The following is a 26,336-nucleotide window of genomic DNA, read 5'->3' as shown; positions in this document are numbered from 1 at the left end:
CCCGCCTACGGTCACGACAAAGGATCTGCACCTGAAGCCGAACGCTCACCCTGTCGCCCTGCCTCGCCGGATCGGTCTGCTCGGCGGCACTTTCGATCCGATCCACGACGGCCACCTCGCGCTCGCGCGGCGCTTCGCCGACGTGTTGCGGCTGACCGAACTGGTGCTGCTGCCGGCCGGCCAGCCGTGGCAGAAAGCGGGCGTGTCGCCGGCCCAGCACCGGCTGGCGATGACGCGCGCGGCCGCCGCGTCGCTGACGCTGCCGGGCGCAAGCGTGCGCGTCGCCACCGACGAGATCGAGCACGACGGCCCGACCTACACGGTCGATACCTTGCGGCGCTGGCGCGAGCGCGAAGGCGACGACGCGTCGATCACGCTACTGATCGGCGCGGATCAACTGGTGCATCTCGACACGTGGCGCGACTGGCGGCGCCTGTTCGAGCTTGCGCATATCGGCGTGGCCACGCGGCCCGGCTTCGACCTCGCGTCGATCCCGGCCGCGGTCGCCGAGGAAATCGCAGCACGTCGCGCGAGCGCCGACGTGCTGCAGGCAACGCCATGCGGTCATCTGCTGATCGACACGACGCTCGCGTTCAACGTGTCGGCCACCGAAATTCGAGCGCATCTGCGCGAGCAGGTCGAACGCCGCCTCGCCCACGCGGGCGGCGAGGCGCAGCAGCAGGATCAGGCCGCGAGTCATGTCCCCGCCGCGGTGTGGGACTATATTCTTCAACATCATCTGTACCACCGGTAACTCCATGGATATTCGCAAACTGCAGCGCGTGATCGTCGACGCTCTCGAAGACGTCAAGGCGCAAGACATCAAGGTGTTCAACACCACCCACCTGACCTCGCTGTTCGATCGCGTGATCGTCGCGAGCGGTACGTCGAACCGGCAAACCAAGGCGCTCGCGTCGAGCGTGCGCGAAAGCGTGAAGGAAGCCGGCGGCGAGATCGTCAGCACCGAGGGCGAAGACATCGGCGAATGGGTGCTGGTCGATTGCGGCGACGCAATCGTCCACATCCTGCAGCCGGCGCTGCGCCAGTACTACAACCTCGAGGAAATCTGGGGCGACAAGCCGGTGCGCGTCAAGCTGTCGACGCCGAGCCCGTTCGGCGGCGCACACGCGAGCGAGGGCGACGAGGAAGACGAAGACGACGAGGAAGCGCCGGCCGCGAAGCCCGCGCGCAAGACCGCCGCGCGTCGCAAGTAAGACGCTCGCTCCTCTCGCGATGAAACTGCATATCCTCGCGGTCGGCCACAAGATGCCCGACTGGATCGCGACCGGCTTCGACGAGTACGCGAAGCGCATGCCGCCCGAGCTGCGCATCGAGTTGCGTGAGCTCAAGCCTGAGCAGCGCTCGTCGGGACGGTCGGCCGAAAGCGTGATGGCCGCCGAGCGTCAGAGGATCGAAGCCGCGTTGCCGAAGAACGCGCGCATCGTCGCGCTCGACGAACGCGGCAAGGACTGGACCACGATGCAACTCGCGGGCGCGCTGCCCAGCTGGCAGCAGGACGGCCGCGACGTGGCCTTTCTGATCGGCGGCGCGGATGGGCTCGACCCCGAGCTGAAGGCACGCGCCGACATGATGCTGCGCGTGTCGAGTCTGACGCTGCCGCATGCGATGGTGCGCGTGCTGCTCGCCGAGCAGCTTTACCGCGCGTGGACCATCACGCAAAACCACCCGTATCACCGCGCGTAAGCCGTCGGCGTATGAAGCGATGCGTGGCACGGCGTGTATCGCACAGCGAGCGGCCCGCGCGGCGCTGACATGCGTTGTCCGTCGTGCGTTGCCTCCTGCTGGCCACGGCAACGCGTTGCCCGCTCTCCGATCGATCCCATTGCACATAGCGCGCCGGTGATGCGCCGGTTATTTGCCAGCGCTGTGGCGGCGTATTTGCGCCTGCGCATTTGCGCTGCGCGGCGTTTCATGCAACGATCTGCGCGCACGTGCGGTGCCTAACCATGTGCTCGCAGCGTATCGACGCGCGGTTCCACATATTGGTTCGACACCTTCTGGTTCGATACCCTGCTTCACCGGAGCCGCGCCCGCTTCGCCCCTTCATCCACGCTCGCGCTTCGCGCCCATTACACACATCGCCGTCGCATCAGCCGCCTCCGTTCCATCGAGACCCATTCATGCCAACGTCTTCCGCTTCGCTGCATCCGTTCGTCTATCTCGCCTCGCAAAGTCCGCGCCGCCAGGAGTTGCTGCAACAGCTCGGCGTGCGTTTCGAACTGCTGCTGCCGCGTCCCGATGAAGACGCCGAAGCGCTCGAAGCGGAACTGCCCGGCGAGCACGCGCGCGACTACGTGCAGCGCGTGTGCATTGCGAAGGCGCATGCGGCGCGCGCGCGGCTCGTCGATGGCGGGCACGCGGCACGGCCGATCCTCGTGGCCGACACCACCGTCACGATCGACGACGCGATTCTCGGCAAGCCCGTCGATGCCGACGACGCGGTCGCGATGCTCGCGCGCCTCGCGGGCCGCAGCCACGAAGTGCTAACCGCCATCGCGGTGATCGACGCCGACGGCACGTTGCTGCCCGCCGCGCTGTCGGTGTCGAAGGTGCGTTTTGCTGCGCTGCACGCAGATGCGTTACGGCGCTACGCGGCGAGCGGCGAGCCGCTCGGCAAGGCCGGCGCGTATGGCGTGCAGGGACGCGCGGCGGAGTTTATAGAGCATATCGACGGGTCCTATTCGGGTATCATGGGTTTGCCGCTTTTTGAAACCGCTGCCCTCCTGCGTGCAGCGCGCATCGACTTCTAGAACAACATCATGAATGAAGAAATCCTGATCAATGTCACGCCGCAGGAAACGCGCGTCGCGCTCGTTCAACAGGGCGCCGTCCAGGAACTTCATGTCGAACGAACGCTGTCGCGTGGGCGCGTCGGCAATGTCTATCTCGGCAAGGTTGTGCGTGTGCTGCCGGGCATGCAATCGGCGTTCATCGACATCGGCCTAGAACGCGCCGCGTTCCTTCATGTCGCCGACATCTGGCATCCGCGCATCGCGGGCGAAGCGCAACATCAAACACCGCATCAGCCGATCGAGAAAATCGTCTTCGAAGGTCAGACGCTGATGGTGCAGGTCGTCAAGGATCCGATCGGTACCAAGGGCGCGCGGCTCTCCACGCAGGTGAGCATCGCCGGGCGCACGCTCGTCTATCTGCCGCAGGAGCCGCATATCGGCATCTCGCAGAAGATCGAGAGCGAAGCCGAACGCGAGGCCGTGCGCGCGCGTCTGACCGCCGTGCTGCCCGCCGATGAAAAAGGCGGCTACATCGTGCGCACGATCGCCGAAGATGCGACGAGCGAAGAGCTCGCCGCCGACGTCGCGTATCTGCGCAAGACGTGGGCGACGATTCTGTCGCAGGGGCAGCGCATGCCGCCCACCAGCCTGCTCTACCAGGATCTGAATCTCGCGCAGCGCGTGCTGCGCGATTTCGTCAACGACGAAACGTCGCGCATCCAGGTCGACTCGCGCGAGACGCATCAGATGCTCGCCGACTTCGCGGCGGAGTTCACGCCGGCGGTGTCGTCGAAGCTGCATCACTACACCGGCGAGCGGCCGCTATTCGATCTGTACAACATCGAAGCGGAAATTCAGCGCGCACTGTCGCGGCGCGTCGACCTGAAGTCGGGCGGCTACCTCGTGATCGATCAGACCGAGGCGATGACCACGATCGACGTGAATACCGGCGGCTACGTCGGCGCGCGCAATTTCGACGACACGATCTTCAAGACCAACCTCGAAGCGGCGCACACGATCGCGCGGCAATTGCGGCTGCGCAATCTGGGCGGCGTGATCATCATCGATTTCATCGATATGGAGAATGTCGAGCATCGCGACCAGGTGCTGGGGGAACTGAAGAAGGCGCTGTCGCGCGATCGCACGCGGGTGACCGTCAATGGCTTCTCGCAGCTTGGGCTCGTCGAGATGACGCGCAAGCGCACGCGCGAGTCGCTCGCGCATGTGCTATGCGAACCCTGCCCGGTTTGCCAGGGCAAGGGGCAGGTGAAGACGGCACGGACGGTCTGTTACGACGTGCTGCGCGAAATTCTGCGCGAGTCGCGGCAGTTCAATCCGCGCGAGTTTCGCGTAGTCGCGTCGCAGCAGGTGATCGATCTGTTTCTCGAGGAAGAATCGCAACATCTGGCGATGTTGATCGATTTCATCGGCAAGCCGGTGTCGTTGCAGGTGGAGTCGAATTTGAGTCAGGAGCAGTACGATATTGTGTTGATGTAGGGATCGGACCGGATCAATCCGGTTCATTAACACCGCTCAAAGCCCCGTCAGTCCGGTAGTCGCCCTGGCTACCAATCGGAAGCATTGCCAGATAAGCGATGGCCCCGGCCCGTCAGCGCTACCTCGTCCGTCGGCTTGCCCCGCTATTGCCCGCACGCATAAAGCGGGCAGGGTTGGCGCGCGCCAGCATGTATTTCGATTTCCACTTGTTCTTTCCTTCGTTCCCGCACTAGCGGTATTCGTCAATCTCGACCGTGTGGCCAGTCGCTTCCGGCTGCAAGAGCTCATCGCCATCGCCAGACAGGAGCTCAGAAAGCTCGTCCGGGCGCAGCGCCCGCATCGCCTTCTCGACCTTCCTGTCGTATCGGCGGTCGTTCGGGTCAAGGCCGCCCGGACGTGCCTTGCGGCCGTATTGCTGGACGAAGCGTCCCAGCTCGCCGGCCAGGCGAGCCTGCTTCCGTTTCGCGCTCACAGGATTGGGCCGCTTTCGGTCTCTCGAACCTCTAGCGAGTCACATTCAATGGCGAATTCCGCGCCCAGCGTCGAATAGACGCAAACCAACATCGCGGCCCTTCTGTGCGTTAGCCGCTCGCCGGCCTCAAGCACCTTACTGGCCCGAGTGTGCTTCGCGTCACCGGGTGCAACGACATGGACCCCGAGGACGATATTCAGCAAGCCAAAGTGCCCAACCGAAACGCATGTGACACCGTTGAACCTGACGAGCGCTCGCCTATGCCCAAGGTAGAGACCAAGCGTCAGCGTCCGGGGTTCAACGTTCGGACCAACCGTCACGCCGTCCAGCTACCAATCGTGGAAGTAGCCCCACGCCTTCAATACTTCTTCTGTCATATCGATTCACCAAGGGAGCAGGGAGACCGGCGCGCCCTCGTCACGGTTATGGCCAACCAGAAACCCTGTCGCCGTGTGCGCCCGCTGGCGAGCGATTCCCTTAAACACGCCGACATATTGTGCTGATGTGAGATTCGCGCAGGCTCACTAACACTGCGCATTCGGGCTGACCGTGGATCGCATCTCAGTCGAACGACTCCGGCACGATCCTGCCGCCTTCAATGACAAGGTGGAGACCATGCACACCCGGCGCGAAAAAACGCCAGTCCTCATCGTCCTCAGCACCGTTCGGCGCGACGACAAGGCGAAAACCGTGCGACAGGAAAAGCATCACGCCCGCTCTGTCATCGACAGCAACACTTTCAACCGCAGTCGATCTGCTCGATACAATCTCTCGCATCCTCAGTGCGGTTTCCCGAATACTGTCCTCCGATATCGCAAAGTCTGCGTAGGACGCCAGCACGCGGCCGCCCTGCTCAAGCCTCCAATCACATTGAACATGCAACGCCCATAGGCCTATGTGCCTGATAGTCCCGCGTCGCGATGGTGCCTCTCTGATCGGACCAAATTGAAGCGTAAGCATGTCTGCCGCATAACCGACTCCGCTGAGATCGAGTCCCACCAGCGCCGAGAGTTGCCGCTCGAGGTAACCCCGCTCATTCATTCGTCCTGGCCTCCAAATAGACTCCGCGCACTGTCAAGCAAGCCGTGATAGTTCATCGGCTCATCATCCTGTATGTCGTCGTGAAGCTGCCGTGCCTGGTCCTGACTCAAGCCAAGCGCCTTCACTACGGCCTTGAATTGTTTGTTCTGCGCCTGGTTGTTCCCTGGTCGGCCATCGCCGCCCGCCAGCTCTTCCACATCGCCATCCGGCATATCGGGCTGATAGTCGAATGGCTGCGCATCACCGAGCGGCATTGATACGGGCGTGGCGATGGTTCCATCCGGCAGCACGTCGCCGGGACGGGCGAACCAGATCGCAAGGCCATCTTCGGCGGGCAGGCGCGGCAATTTAGGGCGTTCGGGCGAACGCGCGGTACGCACGACCGGCTGCGTGCGTCCGACGAGTTGGGACGGCGTGACGGTCTCATAGTACGGCCGGATCTCCTGCTGAACAGGCGCGGTGCTTCGAGGCGAGGCGAACGGCTTCAATGCGACGGCAATTACATCGCCGCGCTCGACGGCAGCCTGTAGCGCCCGCAAGAGTTGTTCCGGTGCAGCGCCGCCCGCTGTCGCGCCGACGCGTGCATCGCGCAGGAACTCGACGAGCCGCGGTAACTGGCGCGTGTCATGCGTAAGCTCCCGCGCGCTTGCGGAGGCAATGAGCTGCTGGCCGGAACGCACCTCGTTGCCTGAAGCGTTCCCTCGATACTCGTGGCGCGAGTAGAGCGTGAAGCTTCGGTTGGCGCCGACTTTGAAGTCAATCGCCATCGGTTTGTAAATCCATCACCATGCACGCTCTTTAGATCGACTCGCAGCGGGTATATGTAGCACAGGGCAGGCGACAGATCGATAGAACCGCAACAATAGATAACAGTCATTCGCGCGCCGGCGCGGCCACGCTGCACCACTCACGCGCCGCCGGGTTCGCCTCCCATCCTCCACATACCGAAGGCGGTAATTGTTCGGACAGGAGACTCCTTTAATACGCTTCACTACAGCGAAACACGATGAATACGCGTTAGCCGACGTCCGTCGTGACCCCCGCTCGAATGCGCTCGCGCACCGGTTTGCCCAGCAACGTCGCGCCACCGATAACCGCAATCGCAAAAAACGCTGCCAAAGGAACAAAAGGCCCCAGCTGCCAGCTACGCGCATACAGCAGCGCGAGCAGCGCAAGTACCGGAAAGCCATAGGCATTGCACGAAGCGACGATCTGCCCCACACGATGCGCGGGCTGGGTCGCGATCAGCTGCTTGCGCACGCTAACGCGCAGCATGCCGAATCCGACGCCGCATAGAAAGAACGCGATGCCCAACACCGGCAGCCAGTAAGACATCGCCAGCAGAGCGAAGAACGGTAGCGGAATAAACACGAGCGCCACGAGGATCGTGTACTTTTGCGAGCGCACAGGCAAACGCATCAGCTTTTCGTACGCGACGCCGATGCACGCCATTCCAAGTCCGATCGACGCGTCGAGCACAGCCGCGTGCTCGACCGTACCGCCCCCCTGGCTATTCGCTACGAGCGGCATCACCATGTTCACGAGCGTGAGGCAAGGCCACACGAGTGCCAGCGTCGCCAGCGTGGTCCACGCGGGCTTGATCGCTTGCGTGTCGGAATCGGCGGTGCGTGCCGCGTTCGTCTGGTCCGCATTTTTCCGCTGAGCGCTTTTCGTGACGCGGCGCAGCGCGGGCAGCGCGAAGAGCAACAACGCGATCACGTACAGACCTGCCGCGGCAACAAACGGCGCCGCGCTCCCCCCCGTCCGGATCAGCAGGCCGAGCGGCAGTCCGCCGAGCATGAGCCCCGCCTGGGTCGCGGCGCTTTGGCGCGAATTGAGCTTATCGCCTTGAGCCGACGGAAGACCGTTGGCGATGACGGCCAGCAGCGCATCCCATGCGCCTTCGAGCAGAAAAAATATCGACAGCACGACGAAGTTGGTCGCCAACACGGCGAAAGGAACGTGCAGCAGCGGTACGAACGACAACGCGCAAACGCAGAGCCCAGCTATGCCCCACAGCGTCAGCTTGCAGGTATCGACCCGCTCGAGCAGTCGCCGCGCGAACGGCGCGGCCACCACGGCCGGCACGAAGCCGCCAATCGCGGACAACGCCAGCGGCATCGCGCCGCCGTCGCCCGAGCGAACCAGACTCCACGCGACCGCCAGAAACAGCAGACCGTTGGCAAAGCGATAGACGAACGTAGCCAGTAAAAACAGATTCATTGAACCTCCGCAGCGTGGCGCGGCAAAGTCGTGGTGCGATATGAAACCGAGTCGAACAGCGTCTTCATCCATGCGCGCGTTGTTTGCGCGCTGGTGGTGACGACGACGCCGGCCAACGGAACCTCGTGCGCCTGATAGGTGATATGACGCTTGAGCACGGCGCCTTGCTCGAGCTCGTGCCAATGGACCATGGACTCGCTATACCGGAACGCATCCGTACCGACGACGCCGGGATTCGACTCGTCGCTCAGATGGTGACCGGGATAGACGAACCAGCCATGCCACCGGTCGTTCGCTCGAACGGACACGGGTGCCACGGATGCATAAGCGGCTTCGTTCATGAAGATCTTCAGCTCCTGCGACGGCAAATGAATGCCCGTGGCCAACTCGAAGGTCCTGACGACATCCGCCCCGCCAACGCGATTCGCCACTTCCAGAAACACCAGATCTTCGCCATGCCGGATCGCTTCAAGGTGAAAGCTGCCGCTATTGATCCCCGTTGCGCGCAAGGCGCTGCACACCCATTCGCGCTCTTCGTCGTCGAGCGGATAGTGATAGGAGCCGAGCGGATGTCCGTTCGCGAACAGCAGGCAATTGCCGACGTATTCACTTGCGGTCATCACCGTGACCTGGCCGTTGTCGACGAGGCCATCGAAATGAAGGATCGGACCACTGATGAATTCTTCGACCTCGTATCCGCTCGGATCGCCTTGCGACGTGTCCAGCGACACCACGCCCGAGCGCCTGGCAACGAGCGCATCGAAGGCTTCGGCTGCGGTCGGGAAAATGACGACGTCCTCGCTCGACGCGCCGCTATGCGGCTTGAGCACGGTCGCCGGTTGCCATGGCGCGCGCCCGCCCGAGGCGAGAAATTCCGGTAGCGACAGAAAGCGCGGCACGCGAAGCCCCGCGCGTGCCACCGCTTCCTTCATCAACATCTTGTCGCGCGCGAGCCGCACCTGCTCAACCGGCGCGCCGGGCACGTCGAGCCATTCGCGCAGATGAGCCGCATCGAGCAATTCGTATTCCGACAGCGAGATCACTCGATCGAAATGCTGTGGATTGGCCTGCAGCCATTGCCTCGCTTCATCGAGGGCAGAGGCTACACCCGGACGTTCGACCGCCGTGCAGCGCAACGCAGCGGGTAGCGTGAGAAGCGCCTCCTTCTTGCCAAAGTAGACGACGTCGTGGCGCTCGTGATCGATGCCGCGGTGATAATCGATCTTCTGATAGGGAATACGATGCAGGATCAGGATTTTCATTAGCCTTCCTTTCTATCAGGCAAAAGTCCGGAGCGGACTGCCCGTGCGCTCGCTTCTGGACGACGTGGCCGGAAGCGCCGGCGACAGCGCGCGTTCGAGTGCCTCTGTCCAGCATTCGCGCAAGGTCGACACGATGTCGCGAATATCGGCGCTGCCGGCATGAAGCGACACGCAAGCACAGGCGACGAAGTCGCCGTTGTCTTTCGGCATGGCCGCCACGAACCGACGCTCCTGGCTCAACCATGCAAACTCGTTCGGACGCAGCGCACCTTCGGGCAACCGGTGTCGATATGCCGTTTCCGCCAGCGCTTCGACGAACGGCTTCCTGCTGCCCGGCACGTCCGACGGCACGAACCAGCAGTCGTTTTTCACGCCGAGCATGACGGTCGCCGCATGGCACCGCGCTTCCAGCGTGCTGGGCTTGAACCCGTCACCGAGCACCGCGTCGATCCACAGATGATAGAAATCGACCCCGTAGACCATGTTCGCGAGTGTCCATATCTTCATTCCGGCCGGACGGCGGTTGGGCTCGACGACGGCGGCGACCCGGCCGTCGTCGCTGAGTTTGATTTCGTTGTGGAACGGTCCGTCACGCTGACCGACGAGCCAGTTCGCGAGGCTGCCGGCGCGTCGCAAGGTTTCGCGCTCGGTCTGATTGACGCGTGCGGGAATGATCTGTGCGACCTCGACCGGATAGCGGCCCGACGCGCTGACCTTCTCGGTGATAAACGACAGGCTGCCGAGTCCGTCGAATGAGAACTCTCTGCGATACGGAATCGTCTGCTCGCAAATCACGCCGCCCGCAAGATAGGGCGCGACTTCGTCGAGCACGCGAGGCAGATCGTCGCCGCCCTTCACCATCACGACGCCGCGATTGTTTCCCTCGCACGAAGGCTTGATCACAAAACCTTCCGGATGCGTTTCGGCGAATTGCTGCAATTCGACTAACGAAGTAATCGGCACGCAATCCGGCACCATCACGCGCTGCGCCTGCAGTACTTCGCGATAACGCGCTTCGGCACGCCGGTATTCGAGCTTGCTGAATGCACCGAGCGCCAATGCGGCGGAGTCCGCATCCAAACCAAGACGCTCCAGCAGTGCCGCGCCGCTTTGCACCGCATTGTCGGAAAACACGATACCGCCGCGAATGCTGTCACACCACGGCGACAGCGCTTCATACGCCGCCTCGGCAAAATCCGGCGCCAGAGGGTCGAGTGCAATCACGTGATCGCACAAACCGTGATCCAGTTGAGTCGGATTCGCGCGAATCAGAATCGTCGCCATGTTGTAGCGGCGATCGGCGTAGTCGGCCATGTGAATGACGTCCGCCACGCGCGACAGGTTGTAGTCGACGATCAGCAAGGTCCCACGACGTGAAGTCATACGGCGCCCTCGACGGCTTCGTTGGAATTCAGCGCGCCCGGATGTGTCGCATCCGCGTAGCGCACCTCGATGGCTTCGGCGGAAAGACGCATGAGATTCGGAATGTCGTTCTCACGCCGGTCGCGCCGGAAGCACCACATCAATTGACCGAGAAAGACTTCTCGCGAGGATTGCGTGATCTCGTCGCCGGCTTTGAGAAACACCTGACTGACGATCGGCGCAGGCTCGATATTGCGCAAGCCGACAAATTCGATCTTTCCGGGCCGCGCGAAATAGGCTCTGAAAAAAGTCGCGTATCCGGTTGCGGGTGAGCCGTCCGTCCTGTACGCGAGATCGGCAATGCCGCGTTCGAATTCATTGAGCGCCGCCAGATCCGTCGTGGCCGATACGATCAGAAGATCGAGCCACAACTCCAGCACGCTCGACAGTCCATTCAGCGCCTTGACGCTAGGCGAGATCAGGCAGCCGCCAACGCGTGGATTAATTTCGATCAGATCCCAGCGCACACCGTCGTGTCGTGCTTCGACATGGAAGCAACCCCAGCGCAGCCCGAGTTCGCCGAATACACGCGCAATCCATTCGATGCCCGTCGCGCACGAATAGGCATCGATCGACACCGGCGGGCTCGTGCAGCAATCCTCGAGTACCGTGCCGCCCGTCTCGGTCACCACGCATTTCTCATGAATCGCCATGCAATGAATCCGACCGCTGACGACAATCAGTTCAAGACTATATTCACGCCCCGCGACATAGTCCTCCGCCATGAACGTCAGACCCGAGCCGAACGCGGAGCGATAAATTTCGTCATCCTGTGCTTCGCTGGCGATGCGCTCCAGCGTGCTCCACGCCGAGTCGGCGCGCAGCGAGAACGCACCGTACGATGCAATCCCGCACACCGGCTTGACGAAATAGCGCCGGCCGTCGCTTTTCAGCGATTCGAAGTTTTCGCGCGTCACTTCGACCGCTCTCGCCTGAGACAGGCCGGCGTCGGCCAGCCGGTTTCTCAGGCGAAGCTTGTCGCGCAACACGTTCACCTGCGCTACCGTCAGATCCGGCACACCGAGCCTCGAATTCGCTCGCGCCATCAATTCACGGTAGCCCTCCCAAACCGAGATGCAGCTCACGACGTTCAAGCCGTTTTCACGCAACGTGTTCAACGCTGAGTCGACATCGTCCGCCGTCAGCTCGGTCGACCCGGTGACGATGAGCCGATCCACCAGCCGCGACAGCACGTCGATTCGCTGCTCCCGATGCTCCGACAACGGCGACGACGACAGCACGAAGCTGCGCAAGCCGCGCGCGTTGAGTGCCGCGACCAGATCCTCCAGAAAGGAAAAGCCGCAGTGGCTGAGAAGCAGTACCCCGTCATTCGCCATTGTCGTGATCTCCATCAGGCGGCCTTCAACTGCTTGTTCAGGATCTTGTCGTCGTGCAGTTCCTTGAAGTACAGCGCGAGCACGGTCTGATGTTCGTCGAGATAACGCTTCAGGCTGTGCACGTCGCTATCGCTGCGGATCAGATGACGAATGGCTTGCCATACTTCGCCCGGATGATCGTCGTTGATGTCGGTATGCGAATGCGACACCTGCCCCGCGATGTTCGCTTCACCAACCGATTCCTTCAGCGCCTGCAGCTTTTTCGGCTCCAGTTTCACGTTCACGTACTCGACGAGGTACGAGTACGCGACGACGCCAAGCGGACCTTCGTGATCGAGCAGATAGGAGAAGAAGCCGGTCAACAGCTTGGTCGACAGATAGGGTTCGGTGGCGAGGAATTGTTCGCGCGTGACGCCGGCACGTGCCAGATCCTGAATGAACAATTCGTCGTGAAGCATTTCTTCGCGTTCGTAATTCGCCCAGATCTGCGCGGCTTCGGGGCTACGCTTGGCAATCTCCGCCAGCGCTTTCGATTCCGACACGCGCAGAAGACGAATGCGCCATGCGGTTTCAATGAGGTGACGCTGGTAATAATCGGAGTCGATCGTCTTGCCTTCGAGGTGCGCGGCATACGGCACCGTTTCGTACCATTGCTCGATCTGCCGATCGATCAGCGAGTCGATTTCCGCGCGCAACTTCTCCGACGCGACTGCGCTCAGAAACGGCGCTCTGTTTTCCAAACCAACGTGTTTGACGCGATTCATCACTATTGCCTCCATAAAAATCACGAGAAAGAAAGGTCGAGGCTCGAGCGAAGACCGAGCCTGTCCCATCAAGACAGGAACAAACGACTGTTGCGACTTATTCGCGCGGCGGTGGTAGCAAGCTCAGTTGCCGGCCGCCGCGGACACCGTGACATCGCCGGCGAGGCGGCATTGACATGCAAGCCTGAACTGCTCGCCCGCGAAACCGAGCTTTTGCAGAAAGGTGGCTTCGGGTTCATGGCGAGTGCCCAGCGCATCGGTGCCGCTCAGCACTTCGATCACACAGGCACCGCAGGCGCCCGAGCGGCAACCGAATGGAATGGACTCCTGACCATGCAACTCAAATTCCAGTTCGGTTAAGGGACTATTCGTAGGCAGCAGGACTTCAAGGTTCTGCGGTAGTAACGTCAGCTTATGCATTCGCGGACCCCGTCAATTCGTTGTGCCGAGCTGGCTGCGATTTCCGCCACCGCATCGACGAGGATGTCGATTTCGCCCGGTACATTCAGATAGCTGATCGATGCTCGGACAATATCGGTCAGGCCGCGCGCCTGCATATCCAGCGGCGTATAGGCGACGCCGTTCGCGCCGACGTTGATGCCGCGGCTCGCGAGTTCGGACTTGACTTCGGCCGCCGCGATGCCGTCGACGGTAAAAGACACGAGTGCCGCATGCGCATGGCCAAGGTCTCGAACCACGACACCGGGAATAGCCGCGAGTCTTTCTCTCAGGTTCCGTGCAAGCGGTCTCACCCAGTTCTCGATTCGATCGATACCGATTTCGCGCGCTTCTGCGAGCGCGTTCGACAAACCGCACAGCAGCGCCGTGGACACTTCACTAGTCTCGAAGCGCCGTGCGTCATCGCGTATCGAGAAGGTGTCGCCAGCAAACGGCGCGGAGAGAACATCGACATAAGGCGGCGCGAACCGCTTCAACGACGACTGCTTCACATACAGCAGCGCAGTGCCGCGCGGGCCGCGCAGAAACTTGCGCGCGGCTCCTTTCAGTACATCGCAGTTGAGCGCCTGAACGTCGATGCGCATCTGACCGAGCGCCTGACCCGCGTCGATGAAATAGGGAATGCCGTGGCGTCGCGCGATATCGCCGATGGCTTCGGCGGGATTGATCACGCCGCCGTTGGCGGGAACCCATGTCAACGCGATCAGACGCACGCGCGAGTCGATCATGTTGTCGAGCGCGCGCACGGACACCGTGCCGTCGTCCTCGCAGGGAATGGTCTCGATGTGCGCACCCGCTGCGTCTACGACGTGATGCATCGTGGCGAGATTACCCGCCCATTCGTGGCGGCCGACCAGAATCCGGTCGCCAGCCTGCCAGCGTCCGAGTGCGGCAAATGCCATGCCCCAACCCGCCGAGCCGCTGCTCGTGAACGCAATTTCCGCGGGCGTCGCATTGAACAGGGCTGCCGCGTTCGCGCGCGCTGATTCGGCCGCCTGCGTGCCTTGCATCGACGCTTCCATCGGGCCGCTTTGCGCTTCCAGCCGCAGTTGCGACGTGATGGCGTCCAGCGTGGCGGCCGACGGCAACGATGCGCCGGCATGATTGAAATGGACCACCTGCGCACAGCCAGGCGTTTTCGCGCGCATCGCCTGCACGTCGGCGAGAGTGAGGGCTCGAGACATGTCGCCCCCTTCAGTCGCGCAGTTGAACGATCGCTTCGACTTCCACCGCGACGCCCGACGGCAACGAGGCAACGCCGATCGCCGTCCGCGTGTGCCGTCCCCGGTTGCCCAGCACGTTGACGATCAGATCCGATGCGCCGTTTGCAACCGCGCTCTGGCGATCGAAGCCATCAATGCTGGCGATGAATACGCCGACGCGCACGACCTGTTTCACGCGTTCGAATTCGTCGTCGGTTGCGTCGATCAGCTGAGCGAGCACGCCGAGTGCGGCGAGCTCGGCTGCTTGCGCGCCCTCTTCCGCGCTCAACGTGTCGCCCACCGTTCCCTTGAAGGCGGGCTGCCCGTCTTTGAGCGGGATCTGTCCGGAGATGAAAAGAAGATTGCCGGCCTGCGTATAGGAAAGGTAATTCGCAACGGGCTTGCTTGCGACCGGCAGTTTGGGATTCAGTGCAAATAGACGCGACGATATGGTGGTTGGCATGAGGCCGTCTCTCTAAATTGACGGGCCATCGTAGCTAGGCGGACCATTCGCCGACAAATCAAACGTTTGAATTCAACGCATCCAATCCGCTAATGGCTCGCGGGTTTGAGCGGAGCGAGTGCATGCGCGATCGCGGCTTCCTTAATCCATCCGAGGAATTGATTCACGACGCTATCGAGCGGAGCGTCGGGCGTGACGAGCCAGTAACCGATCGTTCCTTCATACGCCAACTCGGGAAAGATCTCGACCAGCGTGCCCGCCGCGAGGCGTTTTTCGATCAGGCGATGCCGGCCCATCGCAATGCCATTGCCGGCAACCGCCGCCTCCAGCACGATGTTGTAGTCGTGCAGCATGACTTTGGGAACGCTCGTCAGATCCCACTGAACATGCGAACTCCATGCATCCCACTCGAAATGACGAAGCGCGTAAGACATCAGTAACGGACCCTCGCGCATGTCGTTCACGCTTTTGAAAGGTCCGTGCTCGGCAAGATAGGCGGGACTGCAGACCGGCGCGATACGTTCGCGCATCAGCAACGTCGAGGCGACGTTCGGCCAATGGCCCTCGCCATACCGTATCGCGATGTCGGCCGCGCCCGCACCGATATTCGCCAATTCGATCGATGGCATCAACTGCAGACGGATGTCGGGATAGGCGGCGCTGAACTCGACGAGCCGCGGCGCGAGCCAGTGCGTGGCGAATGACGACAGGAGACTGACTTTCAACGGCGTGGTTCGGCTTTTTATGCCGCGAATTTGCCGGGTGCCTTCGGCAATCGACTCCAGTCCCTTGCGTACCTTTTCGTAATAAGAATTACCTTCGGCGGTTAATTCGATACTTCTCGTTCTGCGAACAAAAAGTAAAACGCCGAGATATTGTTCGAGTTTTTGTATTTGATGACTGACCGCGCTTTGCGTTACGGCGAGTTCATCGGCCGCGCGGATAAAGCTGAGATTGCGCGCGACTGCTTCGAAGACGCGCAGCGTCAGCAGCGGCGGAAGGTCGCGAGCGAGTGGGGCATCGTGATAAGACATGGGGCGCGTGGAGTTTTACCAGGGTTTGTCCGAGCCACGGCAGGCGGCCGTGTGGCGGAACGGTAGTCTGTGTTCTATCACCATGACAGGTTTATCAGTATGCGCTCCGTTAAAAATACAGGCAGTATGAGCAGGCATTTTTGTGTTTAATGCCGAACGCATAAGAGATTTTTTAGAATTTTAAGAATCCGCATTAATGCCGGCACCGAAGCATTTTCACATACAGAGGATTCTGTCGGTGCCCGATTATACCGTTAATGACATTTTTCATTTACGAGATTCGCCCATCGCGATATTAGTCGGCATTTTTACGGCAGCGATTCTGGACACGCTATTTTCCCCGTCATGCCCGATCCGGTCAGAATAAAAGACTAACGCTTCACCACTCAATCGGGACTTTACCGATCAGGGCACCGACGCCCCTGACGCCCTGATGCACCCTACGCCGCCACTTCGCACCCCGCCTCCGCCAACACCGCCTGCGCGCGCTGATGCAAGTCCCCGCCGGCCAGCGACGCATCCGGCGACCTCACCCACGCCGCGATCCGCAGCTTCGCGCCGCCGTCCTCCGGATAATCGGCCACCGCCACCACCGGCGCGAGGGTCGCCCCGCTCAACACGCGCGGCTCCTCGGCGACGAGCTTCTGCAATTGCCCGATCGCCGCATCGACGTCCTTGCGCCGCGCCAGTTCCACCTCGACCTCGATGCGTTGGGTGCCCCCGCAACTGTAATTGATCACCGGATTGCTCCAGATCTGGCTGTTCGGCACGAACACGACGTTGCCGTCGCTGCGTTCGATGCGTGTCGTGAACAGTCCAACCTCGCGCACGATGCCGGCCGCCGCGCCGCTGCCTTCGATCACGTCGCCGACGCGAAACGGCCGCAGCAACAGCAGCATCATGCCGGCCGCGATGTTCTGCAACGTGCCTTGCAGCGCGAGGCCGATCGCGAGGCCGGCCGCGCCGAGCACCGCGAGCACGCTGGCGGTCGCGATGCCGACCTCGCCGAGCGCCGCGATGAACACCAGTACACGCACGGCCCACGTGCCCATCGCCGACAACATCGGTGCGAGCGTCGGGTCCGCGCGCGTGCGCGCGAGTGCCCTCGCAAACATTGCGCCGATGCGGTTCGAGAGCCACCAGCCGATCACGAGAATCAGCATGGCGAGCGCGATATGAACGGCGTCGTGCGTCAGCGTAACGAGCAGCGACGGTTGGAGATGAAAGAGACGGGCAAAAAAGTCATTCATCGTCGTGTGATTTCCGTACAGGGTCCCTTGAGAGTGGGAGCACGATGCGTTCCCGTCCCCTGCGCTTCACAACGCGGTACGCGATTTGCTTTTTATGCTTTCGTCTTCACAGCGAAATGCCGCGCTCACCCACGCCTACCGCACGGCGCAGCGAAATTTCCCGACCTCGTTTCACGACTTCGCGCCGCCATTCGAGTCCCTATCCGAAGGAACATTCCAATGCCCCCTCCACTGAAACTTCACGACCGCGTCAGCTGGAATACGCCACAAGGCATCACGCACGGCAGGATCGTGCGTGTCATTTCTACCCGCTCAACGGTGGACGGCAAAATCGTCGATGGGTCGGAAGTCGACCCGCATTACGAGGTGGTCAGCGAGAAAAGCGGCCGGCATGCGGTGCATCGTGGCGATGCGTTGCGGCGCCTGAAAGAGCGGTACGAATGAACGGTACGAATCGCGCAATCGCGCGGCAGGATGAGCAAATAAAAAATACTTCGGATAACTAGCCAACCCGAACGCGCCGTAAAAGCACCTCCGCGCTACGCATGCCCGCTCAAAACGTCCCCAGCGGCTTCAACACGTTGCGCAGCGCCGCGATCGTCAGCGGACGCGAGAACCAGTACCCTTGCGCCTCGTCGCAGCCGAGCGCTTCGAGTTGCGCGGCCTGCTCGGCCGTCTCGACGCCCTCGGCGGTCACGCGCAGCTTCAACGCGTGCGCCATCGCGATGATCGCGCCGACCAGCGCCGCGCTCTGCGGATCGGTCGTCATGCCGAGCACAAACGAGCGGTCGATTTTCAGGCGATTGAGCGGAAAACGCGTCAGATACGCGAGGCTCGAATAGCCGGTGCCGAAATCGTCGACCGCGACTTCGACGCCAAGCTCGCGCAACGCGCGCAGCGTCGCCAACGCCTGATCGATGTCGCCGAGCAGCACGCCCTCGGTGATTTCCACTTCGAGATACGAAGGATCGAGCGCGGCGTCGTCGAGCGCGTCGCGAATCACGTTGAACAGATCCTGCCGCTGGAACTGCTGCGGCGACACGTTCACCGCGAAACGCGGCAACGCGCCGGTCTGCCTGAGCAACCGTCCCGCCTCCTGGCACGCGGTACGGATCACCCATTCGCCGATCCGCTCGATCAGCCCCGCCTCTTCCGCGACCGGCACGAACTCGACCGGGCTGATCATGCCGCGCTGCGGATGATTCCAGCGCAGCAGCGTCTCGACCTGCGCGATGCGGCCGTTCGCCAGCGTGACCTGCGGTTGATACACGAGATGCAGTTGCTGGCGCTCGAGCGCGTCGCGCAGCATCGTTTCGATTTCGAAGCGGCGTGCGGCCTGTCCTTCGAGCGCGGTCGAAAAGCGCCGCACCGCGTTGCCGCTCACCGCCGACGCGGCCGACAACGCGACACCCGCGCGACGCATCAGCGTCGGCGCATCGGCGCCATCGGCCGGATAGGCGGCGATGCCGATGCTCGCGGTGATGTTGAGCACGGTGCCCGCGCAATCGATCGCTGCGGCGAGGCGACCGAGCGCTTCGGAGGCGAACGCATCGGCGGCCGCGCCGGTTTCGTTGACGAGCAGCGCGAACTGCGTGCCGCCGATCGACGCGATCGTGCCATCGTGTGGAAACATGCCGCGCAAACGTTCGCCGACGATCTGCAGCACCAGTTCGGCCGCATGCAGGCCCAACGCATCGCGCAGCTTGCGCAGATGATCGAGCTCGGCGATCAGCACGGTAAAGCCGTCGCCGGTGCGCCGGCAGCGCGCGATCGTCAGTTCGAGGCGCTCGGTAAACAGCGTTTGATTCGGCAGCCGCGTCACACCGTCGTGATGCGCGACGTACCACAGGCGCGCTTCGGATTGCGCATAGCGAGTTATGTCGACCACGATGCCGACGTAGCGCTGTGCCGGCAACGTCCGTGCATCCGCGGCCTCGAAGCCGGCATCTGATCCAGCCTCGAATCCAGCCTCAAGCGGCGCCAGCGCGAACGCGACGCGGACCGTCGAGCCATTGCGCCGCAGATAGGTCCACTCGCCTTCGTAACGCGTATGAAGCGTCGCGAGCGACGGCAATTCCGCGCGTCGTTTGATGAGTTCGGCCGGATCGTGCAGCGATTCGAACGAGCGCAGACCGATCAGATCCTGCGCGCCAAAACCGGTCAGCTTTTCGAAAGCGGCGTTGACGGTTTCGAAGACACCGTCCGCGGTGCAGATGAACATGCCGTAAGGCGCGGCCGCCAGCGCGGCATCGCGCGTGCGTGCTTCGACATGAGTGGGGTCTTGCATCGCGCCGGCCTTGTCGTCCTGAGTAGTGAAAGCGAGTGGGGGTGGTGCTGCCGCACGGCGCAAACGATCGACCCCGTATTCCGCGCGGATACCCGGATAGGTCGCACGTGGCGTGCCGTGCGTATGATAGCGGCTTTCGCGCACGCGCCGATATGCCGGAGAGGCATAAAACGCCCGTGAAAATCGCTATTGAATAACTCGAAAGCCGCTGAAAAACGACTGTGGGGCGACCGAAAGCCGACGCCGCGGCACGTATCACGGCGCGCCGTACGCACGGGCGCTTGAAACGGTGAATCGATGCGCAAACAGGCGCGCGCTACTGGACGCCCTGCATCAACGGAAAAGATTCACGCCGGCCGCGAATGCCGCGCGGACCCACGAATGCGCGACGAATGCGACGAATACGCTGCCAATGCACTGCAAACGCGCGACCAACTCCTCCGCGGAAAAACTACACGCCGCGCGGCAGCGCCGCTTCAATGAACACCGCGCACAGCGCCTCCATGCCCTTCGCATCGTCCGCGTCGAAGCGCGCGACGACCGGACTATCGACGTCCCACACGCCGATCAGCGTGCCGTCGGGCGCGACGAGCGGCACGACGATTTCCGATTGTGATGCCGAATCGCACGCAATGTGGCCGGGAAATTCATGCACGTCGCGCACGACCTGGGTCTGACGGGTTTGCGCGGCCGTGCCGCACACGCCCTTGCCGAGCGGAATGCGCACGCAGGCGGGTTTGCCCTGGAACGGGCCGACCACCAGCTCACGGCCGTCGTGGAAATAGAAGCCGGCCCAGTTCAGATCACTGAGCGAATGAAACACGAACGACGAAAAATTCGCGGCATTAGCGATCCAGTCGGTTTCGCCGGCGAGCAGCGAGCGCGCCTGCGCGACCAGTTCTTCGTATTGCGCGGCTTTGGACAGATGCGAGGTGGAGGAAACTTCGAACATGACGACGTCCGTGATGAGAGCGGAAAGATAGGCGGCATGAAACCGCAAGGCGTGCAGTGTAATGCAAGCGGCCTCGCGGCAGCAGCGCGCGAAGGGCGCCCTGTCAATCGACGCCGATGATCACGCTCGATGCCTTGAAGATCGCCGTCGCCGGCTTGCCGCTCGCGAGACCGAGACGCTCGACGCTGTCGTTCGTGATGATCGCCGCGATCTGCGCACCGCCCGCGCGGATCGTCACTTCCGCATTGACCGCGCCCTTCGTGACCGACGCAACGCTGCCTTCGATGCAGTTGCGCGCCGACACCTGGTGTTTCGCGACGTCGACCATCACGATCACCGACGAGGCCTTCACCAGCGCAAACGCTTTCTTGCCGGCGGCCAGTCCGAGCGACTGCGCGCTGCCGTGCGTGATGATCGCGACGATCTCGAGACCGTCCTGGGTGCGCAGCGTGACTTCGTCGTTGACCGCGCCGTGTTTGACGTCGCTGACTTCGCCGCTGAACTGATTGCGTGCGCTGGTTTTCATGGTGGACTCCTTGCCGGTTGGAATGCCTCGCGCGTGCGTTGCACGGCAATGCCGTCGGATGCGAAGCGGACGGATAGAACGAGTGTAGTGGAAGCCGCGGACCGGTACGCGCACGGCGCCGATACCGCAACTTACACCGCTCGTTCGCTGACGCGATCAGACCACAAAAGCGTGATATCCGGGTGTCCATAACGCTGCGCGGCGACCACGGTTTGCAGTTCGTTGCAAAGATCGCGACGGCAAAATGGGTAACGACGTACACCGCAGCGCACACAGCCACGCACGGTGAACCCGCGTGGCGGTCCGCACGCCGCGCCCGCGGCGACGACACGACGCCGACGCCGACGCCGCAAACCGCGCAAACCGCCCGCCCCAGCAATCCGACCGCTGTCGAGCCACGCCCCCAAGCCGCCGCGCGCCGCGCCGACACCGTATCATCGTGCCCTTGGACTTCCTCCGCCGAATCTCTATGCCCGTCGCCGCCCTTTCCCGCCGCGTCTCTTCGTGGCTGACCTCATGGCCCGTGTCGCGGCCGAGCACGCGCCGCGCCTGCCGCGCCATTGCGCTCGGCGCGGCCGTCACGACGCTCGTCGCGTGCAGCAATCCGACGCCGCCGCGCGACACCCATGTGTTCGTCGACAACGTCTCGCTGTTCCCGCTCGCGAACTACGACCAGAACGTCGATCGCTGGCTCGATCCGAACAGCCCCGACTACGACCGGCCGTTTCTGAGCGCCGCCGAGCAGCGCGCGCACTTCGACGCGCTATCCGCGCGCTACTTCGGCACCGGCCCGAACGCGCCGTCGCCGTGGAATGCGGCGTACGTGACGACGCGCGTGTTTCGCGAGCAGGGCGCGGACATTGCCGCGCTGCAACAGCGCCGTATCGACAAGTTCGACAACACCGGCAAGCAGGGCCGCGTGCTCGGCTACGGCGAGAACTTCCGGCCGCACGACAAGGCGTGGATCGACGCGATCGCGCGCAACATGAACGTCGCGCAGTTCACGCAAACGCCGGTCTATCGACCCGAGCGTCGCGCGATCGCGACCGGCAACCTGATGGTGCGCGAGCTGCCGACCACCGATCCGTCGTTTTACAGCCATCGTCTGGCCGGCGAGGGCTATCCGTTCGACAACCTGCAGATTTCGGCGGTACGGCCAGGCACGCCGCTCTACGTGCTCGGCAGCAGCGTCGACGGCGCGTGGCACTACGTGCAGACGCCTGACGTGCAGGGCTGGGTGCGCAGCGACGGCGTCGCATTCGCCGACGACCGCTTCATCGACCGATGGCGCGCGGCGGCCGGGCAGTCGCTGGGCGCGGTGATCGTGGCGTCGGCGGCCGTCAGCGACAGCCGCGCGGTGTTCCGCTTCGACGCGCCGGCGGGGACGATGCTGCCGCTGGTGCCGGAGTCGACGGCGGCTCCGGCGCATAGCCGTGGCAAGACGGCAGCCGCTGCAGCAGCGGCTGCGGACGATATGGACGGGGCCAACGGCGCAGCCGGCCCGCTCGCGGCCAACACCACCGCCCCCACCCGCCAACTGCTCGTGCCCGTACGCGACGTCGATGGCCGCGCGCTGATCCGCACCGCGTCGCTCGACGCCTCGCAGATCGCGCCGATGCCGCTCGCCGCGACGCCGCGCCATCTCGCGATGCTGATGAAAGCGCTGATCGGGCGGCCGTACGGTTGGGGCAATAGCGGCCTCTACAACGACTGCTCGTCGGAACTGCAAAGCATCTTCGCCGCGTTCGGCGTGTGGCTGCCGCGCCATTCGTCGACGCAGATGAACGCCGGGCGCATGACCGACCTGTCCGACGCGACGCCCGCCGCGCGGCTCGACTATCTCGCGCGACACGGCGTGCCGCTGCGCACGCTGATCTATATCGGCGGCCACGTGATGCTGTACCTCGGCAACACGACGCGCGACGGCGTAACGGTACCGGTCGTCTATCAGGACGTATGGGGCTTGCGACCGGCCGACAACAGCCGGCGCGCGGTGATCGGCGGCTCGGTGATCCTGCCGCTCTACGAGCACATCCCCGAGGACGCGACGCTGCAATCGCTCGCGGCGACGCGCACGTTCCAGATCAGCATCCTTGGCGCGCCCGCGGGCAGCGCGGTGCCGGCGTCCGCGCCGCCGGCCGACGAGGACAATCCGGCGGGCTAGGTCGCAGCGGCGGTGGCCGGCCGCGATAACGGGGGGCGGCCCTCGCCCTCGCCCTCGCCCTCGCCCTCGCCCTCGCCCTCGCCCTCGCCCAAAAATATTTTTTCCGGAGTGTCGATCCGGCGGACGCCAACTCGTCGTAACGTTGAGGACCCAGCTCACGCAGCCGGTCTTTCCACTGAGGAACCGTTACTTCAAGGAGTCACCGTCATGTCCAGCGCCGTCAAACCCATCCCGGACGGGATGCATTCGCTCACGCCTTACCTGATCTGCAAGAACGCCGCCGAAGCGATCGCGTTCTACACGAAAGCCTTCAATGCCGTCGAACAGATCCGCCTGCCGGGCCCGGACGGCAAGGTGATGCACGCGACGCTGAAAATCGGCGATTCGATGCTGATGCTCACCGACGAATGGCCCGAGCACCAGGCATTCGGCCCGGCCACGCTGAAGGGCACGCCAGTCACGATTCACCACTACGTGCCGGATGTCGACGCAAGCTTCAAACAGGCCGTCGATGCAGGCGCCACCGTCACGATGCCGGTCACCGACATGTTCTGGGGCGACCGCTACGGTCAGGTCAAGGATCCGTTCGGCCACAGCTGGTCGCTCGCGACGCACAAGCGCGATCTGAGCGCCGAGGAAATCCAGCAGGCGATGGTGACGATGAACTGCCCATCGGAACAGCAGAAGTAAGCGCAGGAACCGGGCGATAGAAACCGGTGATGGAAGCGGGCCACGCAGGCGGCCAACGGCCAGCGCGGTCCGCCGCTGCGCGATCACCGCCGCATCACTGCCACATCGCCAGCGAATCGCCACGGCACGGCCCACGAGCCCACCGGCCGGCCACCCCGTCCGCGCACTCACACGCACAGCCTCTCCCGGCTATCCTGAAGGAGCCACCTCATGCAGAAAATCGCGCCCTGTCTATGGTTCGACGGCAAAGCGGAAGAAGCCGCGAACTTCTACCTGTCCGTGTTTTCCAAGTCGCGCATCGCCGCAACGCTGCACTACACCGAGGCTGCGCCCGGACCTAAAGGCGACGTGCTCGCCGTCACGTTCGAGATCGAAGGTCAGGAATTCATGGCGCTGAACGGTGGCCCGCAATACACGTTCACGCCAGCGATCTCGCTACTCGTGCATTGCAGCTCGCAGGAAGAAGTCGACCGTTACTGGTCGAAGTTTCTCGACGCCGGCGGCAAAACGATGGCCTGCGGCTGGCTGCAGGACCACTACGGCGTATCGTGGCAGATCGTGCCCGATGGACTGCTCGAGATGGTGCGCGACCCGGATCACGAGAAGGCGAACCGCGTGATGATCGCGATGATGAAGATGATCAAGCTCGATATCGGCGAGCTCAGGAAAGCCTATCGCGGCGAGTCATGACGTGTGATGCGTGGCGCGTGGCGGTGATGCGTCGTGGCGAGCCGCCATGAGCAGGCACGAGCGATAGCCGGGCGACACGACGCGACGCCGGCCGGTCACGCGGCCAGTCACGCGTGTTGAGGCCTCACCGAACAGCCTCATCAAGCGGCTTCGTCGAACGGCCTCACCAAGCAGCCCCCTCGCCCCCGCGCAGCCAAACCGCGCCGCGTCGAACTTTGATAGCATCGCTCTCGCCCCCTACCCGGCGAGACGATCACCGTGCGCGTCAACCATCAGGCCTTTTTCTGTTCGCTGTTCATCGCGCGTCTCGCCGATCAGATCCTGCTGTTTCTCGTCCCGCTCGTCGTGTTTCAGACGACTCGCCAGGTCTCGTGGTCCGGCCTCGCGTTCTTCATCGAAACGCTGCCGCGCTACCTCGTCTTCCCGTTTTTCGGCGCGCTATGCGACCGCTTCCCACCGCTTCGGCTGATGCGTCTGAGCCAGGCGGTCCGCGCGCTCGTGTGCTTCGGCGGGATCGCCGCGTATGCGCTGTTCGGCGGCCTCGGCTGGCTGATCGCGTTATCAGCCGCGTGCGGCGTGCTGACGAGCCAGGGGCTGGTCGCGCGTGAAGTGATGCTGCCGCAAATCTTCAGCACGCAGCAGATCCAGAAGGTGCTCGCCTATTCGCAGCTGGCCGACCAGTTAGGCTTCGTGCTCGGCCCGCTGCTCGCCGCGCTGCTGCTTGGCCTGTGGCGCTGGGAAACGGTGGTCGCCGCGACCGGCGTACTGTTTCTCGCCGCCGATGCCGCGCTATTCGTCTGGCAGCGTCTGAGCGGCTTTCGCGCGCCCGCCGCGGCGCCCGCGCCTGCCGGTCACTGGACGCGCCCGCTGCGCATCGCGCTCGATCATATCTGGACGTTGCCGGGACTGAAGAAGGTCATCGTGCTCGCGGCGGCGGAAAACCTCGTGATCGGCGTGACGCTCGCAACTTCGGCGGCGATGGTCACGGGTTTTCATGCGCAATCGAATCGCTACTACGCGGGACTGCAAACGGCCGGCGCGCTCGCCACAGTGCTGGTGCTGCTGAGCGTTGCGCGCGCCGGCTGGCCCGCGCGCGTGCTGGGCCTCGTCGCATTCGTGACGATCTGCGCGGGCGGTGTGATCGCGGGCGCCAGCACGGCACCATGGGGTTATGCGCTCGGCTTCCTGCTGATCGTCGGTTTCGACAAGATGTTCAACGTCTACATTCGCAGCGCGCGTCTGCGGATCATTCCGCCCGAGGACTACGGCAAGACGATCGGCGTCGCGATCCTGCTGAACAACCTGACGCAGCCGCTCGCCGGCCTGCTCGTCGGCGTGTTTTCCGTGCGCACGCAAACCGGTCCGCTGATCGTCGCGCTGTCGCTGACGATGGGCGGCATCGGCGCGGCGGTAGCGCTCGGCACGGCGCTGCTGCGCCGCAAGCGCGGGTGGGCGCTCGACGAGTAGCGGCACGCACAGAGTTACCCACAGATTTTGTTGGCAAATCTGTGCATAACTTTCCGGGAAAGTCCGCAAGCCGTTGATGCGACTGCCATTTTTCCGGCGACGTCGAACTTGGGCAGGGCCGGTGCGCTGCGCTGGCATGTCCATTGCGATCTCATCGCCCTTCTGTTAAGCCACGGCGCATGCCGAGGATGCCCGAAGCCACGCTTGCGCTCCAAGGTCTCTTTTGCAGCGACACGGCTCCATCTGTGACGACGGTAAATCGTTTTACCTGGCTCGACGCTCGTATCGATTAATACATGCAGGGAAATTACCGATTAAAAATTATTCCCGATAATTAATTTTCCACGTTATATATCACACCAGAAATAAACGGAAAGCCCC

The 26,336-nt window shown here is 63.1% G+C and carries 26 protein-coding genes; 10 read left to right on the top strand and 16 right to left on the bottom strand.

The annotated features are described in order from the left end of the window. Window positions 1-58: 58 nt before the first annotated feature. From HHL14_RS19810 to rng, 5 genes are all read left to right on the top strand, one after another. Window positions 59-754 (top strand): nicotinate-nucleotide adenylyltransferase, encoded by a 696-nt coding sequence (locus tag HHL14_RS19810; RefSeq protein WP_230413142.1) that lies wholly within the window; start codon window positions 59-61, stop codon window positions 752-754. A gap of 4 nt (window positions 755-758) precedes the next feature. Further along, a complete protein-coding gene (gene rsfS, locus HHL14_RS19805; RefSeq protein WP_169499315.1) occupies window positions 759-1,214 on the top strand; it encodes a ribosome silencing factor in 456 nt (151 codons plus the stop codon). Between the two features lie 19 nt (window positions 1,215-1,233). Next, on the top strand, window positions 1,234-1,704 hold the full coding sequence (gene rlmH, locus HHL14_RS19800) for a 23S rRNA (pseudouridine(1915)-N(3))-methyltransferase RlmH (RefSeq protein WP_169499314.1): 471 nt from the start codon (window positions 1,234-1,236) through the stop codon (window positions 1,702-1,704). Window positions 1,705-2,141: 437 nt separating this feature from the next. Then, window positions 2,142-2,771 carry a Maf family protein gene (locus tag HHL14_RS19795; protein ID WP_169499313.1) on the top strand — a complete coding sequence of 210 codons (630 nt, stop codon included), beginning with the start codon at window positions 2,142-2,144 and terminating at the stop codon, window positions 2,769-2,771. A 9-nt stretch (window positions 2,772-2,780) separates the two neighbouring features. Further along, window positions 2,781-4,250, top strand: a complete 1,470-nt coding sequence (gene rng / locus HHL14_RS19790; protein WP_169499312.1) for a ribonuclease G — start codon at window positions 2,781-2,783, stop codon at window positions 4,248-4,250. A gap of 229 nt (window positions 4,251-4,479) precedes the next feature. Here rng and HHL14_RS19785 read toward each other — a convergent pair whose 3' ends face one another. The 13 genes from HHL14_RS19785 to HHL14_RS19725 form a co-directional block, all read right to left on the bottom strand. After that, window positions 4,480-4,722: a hypothetical protein gene (locus HHL14_RS19785; RefSeq protein WP_169499311.1), complete on the bottom strand. Its 243-nt coding sequence runs from the start codon at window positions 4,720-4,722 to the stop codon at window positions 4,480-4,482. Window positions 4,723-5,283: 561 nt separating this feature from the next. Then, window positions 5,284-5,763 carry a hypothetical protein gene (locus tag HHL14_RS19780; protein ID WP_169499310.1) on the bottom strand — a complete coding sequence of 160 codons (480 nt, stop codon included), beginning with the start codon at window positions 5,761-5,763 and terminating at the stop codon, window positions 5,284-5,286. Next, window positions 5,760-6,530, bottom strand: a complete 771-nt coding sequence (locus tag HHL14_RS32870) for a hypothetical protein (protein ID WP_206002417.1) — start codon at window positions 6,528-6,530, stop codon at window positions 5,760-5,762. Before HHL14_RS32870 ends, HHL14_RS19780 begins: the two co-directional genes overlap by 4 nt. A gap of 250 nt (window positions 6,531-6,780) precedes the next feature. Further along, window positions 6,781-7,986, bottom strand: a complete 1,206-nt coding sequence (locus HHL14_RS19770; protein ID WP_169499309.1) for an MFS transporter — start codon at window positions 7,984-7,986, stop codon at window positions 6,781-6,783. Beyond that, window positions 7,983-9,248: an ATP-grasp domain-containing protein gene (locus tag HHL14_RS19765; protein ID WP_169499308.1), complete on the bottom strand. Its 1,266-nt coding sequence runs from the start codon at window positions 9,246-9,248 to the stop codon at window positions 7,983-7,985. The genes HHL14_RS19770 and HHL14_RS19765 overlap by 4 nt, the downstream gene beginning before the upstream one ends. A 15-nt stretch (window positions 9,249-9,263) precedes the next feature. Continuing rightward, complete coding sequence (locus HHL14_RS19760; RefSeq protein ID WP_206002416.1) at window positions 9,264-10,631, bottom strand: ATP-grasp domain-containing protein; 1,368 nt, start codon at window positions 10,629-10,631, stop codon at window positions 9,264-9,266. Then, window positions 10,628-12,022: an ATP-grasp domain-containing protein gene (locus tag HHL14_RS19755; RefSeq protein WP_230413137.1), complete on the bottom strand. Its 1,395-nt coding sequence runs from the start codon at window positions 12,020-12,022 to the stop codon at window positions 10,628-10,630. Before HHL14_RS19755 ends, HHL14_RS19760 begins: the two co-directional genes overlap by 4 nt. Beyond that, entirely contained in the window at window positions 12,022-12,774 is a 753-nt protein-coding gene (locus HHL14_RS19750) for a hypothetical protein (RefSeq protein WP_169499307.1), read from the bottom strand. Before HHL14_RS19750 ends, HHL14_RS19755 begins: the two co-directional genes overlap by 1 nt. 120 nt (window positions 12,775-12,894) lie before the next feature. Beyond that, window positions 12,895-13,191, bottom strand: coding sequence for a 2Fe-2S iron-sulfur cluster-binding protein (locus tag HHL14_RS19745; protein WP_169499306.1), 297 nt, complete (start codon window positions 13,189-13,191; stop codon window positions 12,895-12,897). Continuing rightward, the gene (locus HHL14_RS19740) at window positions 13,179-14,414 is read right to left on the bottom strand and encodes an aminotransferase class V-fold PLP-dependent enzyme (RefSeq protein WP_169499305.1); all 1,236 of its coding nucleotides are present in this window, start codon (window positions 14,412-14,414) and stop codon (window positions 13,179-13,181) included. The genes HHL14_RS19745 and HHL14_RS19740 overlap by 13 nt, the downstream gene beginning before the upstream one ends. Window positions 14,415-14,424: 10 nt before the next feature. After that, window positions 14,425-14,895, bottom strand: coding sequence for a RidA family protein (locus HHL14_RS19735; RefSeq protein ID WP_169499304.1), 471 nt, complete (start codon window positions 14,893-14,895; stop codon window positions 14,425-14,427). A gap of 89 nt (window positions 14,896-14,984) precedes the next feature. Then, entirely contained in the window at window positions 14,985-15,929 is a 945-nt protein-coding gene (locus tag HHL14_RS19730; protein WP_169499303.1) for a LysR substrate-binding domain-containing protein, read from the bottom strand. 440 nt (window positions 15,930-16,369) lie between these two features. Further along, on the bottom strand, window positions 16,370-17,179 hold the full coding sequence (locus HHL14_RS19725; RefSeq protein ID WP_169499302.1) for a mechanosensitive ion channel family protein: 810 nt from the start codon (window positions 17,177-17,179) through the stop codon (window positions 16,370-16,372). A gap of 219 nt (window positions 17,180-17,398) precedes the next feature. Between HHL14_RS19725 and HHL14_RS19720 the strand changes: the two genes are divergently transcribed. After that, window positions 17,399-17,623: a hypervirulence associated TUDOR domain-containing protein gene (locus HHL14_RS19720; protein WP_169499301.1), complete on the top strand. Its 225-nt coding sequence runs from the start codon at window positions 17,399-17,401 to the stop codon at window positions 17,621-17,623. Window positions 17,624-17,732: 109 nt separating this feature from the next. Here HHL14_RS19720 and HHL14_RS19715 read toward each other — a convergent pair whose 3' ends face one another. The 3 genes from HHL14_RS19715 to HHL14_RS19705 form a co-directional block, all read right to left on the bottom strand. Continuing rightward, window positions 17,733-19,466, bottom strand: a complete 1,734-nt coding sequence (locus tag HHL14_RS19715; protein ID WP_169499300.1) for a putative bifunctional diguanylate cyclase/phosphodiesterase — start codon at window positions 19,464-19,466, stop codon at window positions 17,733-17,735. 451 nt (window positions 19,467-19,917) lie between these two features. Next, a complete protein-coding gene (locus HHL14_RS19710) occupies window positions 19,918-20,418 on the bottom strand; it encodes a GAF domain-containing protein (RefSeq protein WP_169499299.1) in 501 nt (166 codons plus the stop codon). Window positions 20,419-20,521: 103 nt separating this feature from the next. Beyond that, window positions 20,522-20,944 carry a TOBE domain-containing protein gene (locus HHL14_RS19705; RefSeq protein ID WP_169499298.1) on the bottom strand — a complete coding sequence of 141 codons (423 nt, stop codon included), beginning with the start codon at window positions 20,942-20,944 and terminating at the stop codon, window positions 20,522-20,524. Between the two features lie 469 nt (window positions 20,945-21,413). Between HHL14_RS19705 and HHL14_RS19700 the strand changes: the two genes are divergently transcribed. The 4 genes from HHL14_RS19700 (at window position 21,414) to HHL14_RS19685 (ending at window position 25,955) form a co-directional block, all read left to right on the top strand. Further along, window positions 21,414-23,108 (top strand): SH3 domain-containing C40 family peptidase, encoded by a 1,695-nt coding sequence (locus HHL14_RS19700; protein WP_169499297.1) that lies wholly within the window; start codon window positions 21,414-21,416, stop codon window positions 23,106-23,108. Window positions 23,109-23,315: 207 nt separating this feature from the next. Further along, window positions 23,316-23,798: a VOC family protein gene (locus tag HHL14_RS19695; protein WP_169499296.1), complete on the top strand. Its 483-nt coding sequence runs from the start codon at window positions 23,316-23,318 to the stop codon at window positions 23,796-23,798. A gap of 210 nt (window positions 23,799-24,008) precedes the next feature. After that, complete coding sequence (locus HHL14_RS19690) at window positions 24,009-24,488, top strand: VOC family protein (RefSeq protein ID WP_169499295.1); 480 nt, start codon at window positions 24,009-24,011, stop codon at window positions 24,486-24,488. 258 nt (window positions 24,489-24,746) lie between these two features. Continuing rightward, on the top strand, window positions 24,747-25,955 hold the full coding sequence (locus HHL14_RS19685) for an MFS transporter (protein WP_169499294.1): 1,209 nt from the start codon (window positions 24,747-24,749) through the stop codon (window positions 25,953-25,955). Window positions 25,956-26,336: the final 381 nt, after the last annotated feature.

Source organism: Paraburkholderia antibiotica (assembly GCF_012927125.1).
In the GTDB taxonomy this organism is placed as follows: Bacteria; Pseudomonadota; Gammaproteobacteria; order Burkholderiales; family Burkholderiaceae; genus Paraburkholderia; species Paraburkholderia antibiotica.
This window is presented reverse-complemented; position numbering and strand designations above follow the sequence as displayed.